6 protein-coding genes are annotated in these 2,354 nt (G+C 65.8%); all 6 read right to left on the reverse strand.

What is annotated here, in order from left to right; translation table 11 throughout:
- Window positions 1-104 precede the first annotated feature (104 nt).
- Window positions 105-794: a 50S ribosomal protein L1 gene (gene rplA, locus AC01Y6_RS10130; RefSeq protein WP_476671388.1), complete on the reverse strand. Its 690-nt coding sequence runs from the start codon at window positions 792-794 to the stop codon at window positions 105-107.
- The gene (gene rplK / locus AC01Y6_RS10135; RefSeq protein WP_347241897.1) at window positions 787-1,230 is read right to left on the reverse strand and encodes a 50S ribosomal protein L11; all 444 of its coding nucleotides are present in this window, start codon (window positions 1,228-1,230) and stop codon (window positions 787-789) included. The genes rplA and rplK overlap by 8 nt, the downstream gene beginning before the upstream one ends.
- 43 nt (window positions 1,231-1,273) lie before the next feature.
- Complete coding sequence (nusG, locus tag AC01Y6_RS10140; protein WP_428722385.1) at window positions 1,274-1,828, reverse strand: transcription termination/antitermination protein NusG; 555 nt, start codon at window positions 1,826-1,828, stop codon at window positions 1,274-1,276.
- A complete protein-coding gene (gene secE / locus AC01Y6_RS10145) occupies window positions 1,825-2,007 on the reverse strand; it encodes a preprotein translocase subunit SecE (protein WP_347241895.1) in 183 nt (60 codons plus the stop codon). Before secE ends, nusG begins: the two co-directional genes overlap by 4 nt.
- The gene (gene rpmG, locus AC01Y6_RS10150) at window positions 2,007-2,171 is read right to left on the reverse strand and encodes a 50S ribosomal protein L33 (protein ID WP_347241894.1); all 165 of its coding nucleotides are present in this window, start codon (window positions 2,169-2,171) and stop codon (window positions 2,007-2,009) included. Before rpmG ends, secE begins: the two co-directional genes overlap by 1 nt.
- A gap of 45 nt (window positions 2,172-2,216) precedes the next feature.
- Window positions 2,217-2,354: EF-Tu C-terminal domain-related protein (locus tag AC01Y6_RS10155; protein WP_476671390.1), on the reverse strand; the 138-nt coding region annotated here is incomplete at its 5' end.

Below are 2,354 nucleotides of genomic sequence, written 5' to 3' on the forward strand. Positions count from 1 at the left end.
AAGCCAAGGCCATAAGGCCTCTCTAGGCCTTCTTTCCCGGGGCCCCCAGGCTGGCGCAAGCCAGCCTGGGGTGGTATAAGTCTGGCCTCAGCCGGAGACGGCCCTTAGGAATGAGGGTTGATGCGGATGCTCGGCCCCATGGTGCTGGTCACGTAGACCGAGCGGAGGAAGGTGCCCCGGGCCGCCTCGGGCTTGCTGGCCTCGAGGGCCCGGAGGAAGGCCCGGATGTTGTCCGCGAGCTTCTCGGCGGGGAAGCTCGCCTTGCCCACGGGGGCGTGGATGGCCCCGGTCTTGTCGTTGCGGAACTCAATCCGCCCCGCCTTGATCTCCCGGATGATCTCCCCGATGTTGAACCCCACGGTCCCCGCCTTGGGGTTGGGAAGGAGGCCGCGGGGGCCCAGGATCCGGCCCAGCTTGGAGCCCACGGCCCCCATCACGTCCGGGGTGGCCACCACGGCATCAAAGTCCATCCAGCCGTCCAGGATCTTCTGGATGATCTCCTCCCCGCCCACGTAATCGGCCCCCGCCTCCTCCGCCTCCTTGATCTTCTCCCCCTTGGCGATGGCCAGAACCCGCACCTGCTTGCCCAGGCCGTGGGGCAAGGAGACGGTGCCGCGGACGTTCTGGTCGGACTTCCGGGGGTCAATGCCGAGCTTGGCGTGGACCTCCACGGTCTCGTCAAACTTGGCCGTGGCCAGCTCTTTGACCAGGGCCGCGGCCTCGTCAATGGTGTAGACCTTGGCGGGGTCCACCTTCTCCAGGAGGGCGCGGTAGCGCTTGCCGTGCTTAGGCATCCTTCACCTCCGGCATTCCCACCACCTCCACCCCCATGGACCGGGCCGAGCCCGCGATCATGCGGGCGGCGGCCTCGAGGTCGGTGGTGTTCATGTCGGGAAGCTTCTGCTTGGCGATTTCCCGCACCTGCTCCCAGGTGATCCGGCCCACCTTCTCCCTGCCCGGCTTCTGGGCCCCCTTCTCCAGGCCCGCCGCCTTTCGGATGAGGTAGCTTGCGGGCGGGGTCTTGGTGACGAAGGTGAAGGAGCGGTCGGCGTAGATGGTGATCTCCACGGGGACGATGGCGTCCCCCATGTTGGCCGTGGCGGCGTTGAAGGCCTTGACGAACTCCATGATGTTGGCCCCGTGCTGGCCCAAGGCCGGGCCCACCGGGGGCGCGGGCGTGGCCTTGCCCGCGGGTAGCTGCAGCTTCACTACGGCAACGATCTTCTTCATGTTTTCCTCCTAGGCTCCCCCCAAGTTAGGGGTGCAAACGCCCTTAGGCCCTGACCACCTGGGAGAAGTCCAGCTCCACAGGGGTCTCGCGCCCGAAGATGGTGACCATGACCTTGACCTTGCCCTTTTCCGGATTGATCTCGGTCACGGTCCCGGTAAAGTCGGCGAAGGGGCCGGAGACCACCCGCACCTGGTCCCCTTCCCGGAAGGCCACCTGGGCCTTGGGGGCCTCCTTCTTTCCCAGAAGGCCCGAGACCTCGAGGATGTGGCGCACCTCATCGGGGGAAAGGGGGACCGGGCGGTTGCCCGCGCCCACGAAGCCGGTGATCCCGGGGGTACCCCGCACCACCTCCCAGGCCTCGTTGGGCTCCTCCTCGTCCCCGAGGTCCATCTGCACGAAGAGGTAGCCAGGGAAGAGCTTCCGCTTGACCACCTCCTTCTTGCCCCCTTCGCGCACCTCCACCACCTCCTCCGTGGGGATGAGGACCTGGAAGATCTTGTCCTCCATGCCGAAGGCCTTCACCCGCTTTTCCAGGTTGGCCTTGGCCTTTTCCTCCTGCCCCACGTAGGTGTGGACCGCGTACCATTCAATGCTCATCGCAAGAGCCCTATGAGGAAGCGGAAGACCAGGTCGTAAAGCCCCAGGATCACCATGAACACGGCGGTGAAGACCAGGATGGCCTGGGTGCCCTCAACGATCTGCTCCCGCGTGGGCCAGGTAACCCGGGCAAGCTCCGCCCGGGCCTCCTGGAAGTAGCGGACGATGCGCCCCAGCATCAGATCTTCACTTCCTTGTGCACGGTGTGCTTATCGCACCAGGGGCAGTACTTTCGGAGTTCCAGCTTGGAGGGAGTGTTGCGCTTGTTCTTCTCGGTGGCGTAGTTGCGGCGCTTGCACTCCGTGCACTCCAAGAGAACCTTGATGCGGACCTCGCTGGCCATGCCTTACCTCCCTTGGGGCGGGGGAGGAAGCCCTCCCCCCGGGCCTCACTCCAGGATCTTGGTGACCACGCCGGCGCCCACGGTGCGCCCACCCTCCCGGATGGCGAAGCGGAGGCCCTCCTCCAAGGCCACCGGCTTGATGAGCTCCACCGTGAAGGTCACGTTGTCCCCAGGCATCACCAT

This window comes from Thermus sp., from assembly GCF_056332225.1.

Bases quoted from the DNA above. Each gene is read 5' to 3' on its own strand.
- rplA (WP_476671388.1), bottom strand. From the start codon at position 794: ATGCCTAAGCACGGCAAGCGCTACCGCGCCCTCCTGGAGAAGGTGGAC.
- rplK (WP_347241897.1), bottom strand. From the start codon at position 1,230: ATGAAGAAGATCGTTGCCGTAGTGAAGCTGCAGCTACCCGCGGGCAAG.
- nusG (WP_428722385.1), bottom strand. From the start codon at position 1,828: ATGAGCATTGAATGGTACGCGGTCCACACCTACGTGGGGCAGGAGGAA.
- secE (WP_347241895.1), bottom strand. From the start codon at position 2,007: ATGCTGGGGCGCATCGTCCGCTACTTCCAGGAGGCCCGGGCGGAGCTT.
- rpmG (WP_347241894.1), bottom strand. From the start codon at position 2,171: ATGGCCAGCGAGGTCCGCATCAAGGTTCTCTTGGAGTGCACGGAGTGC.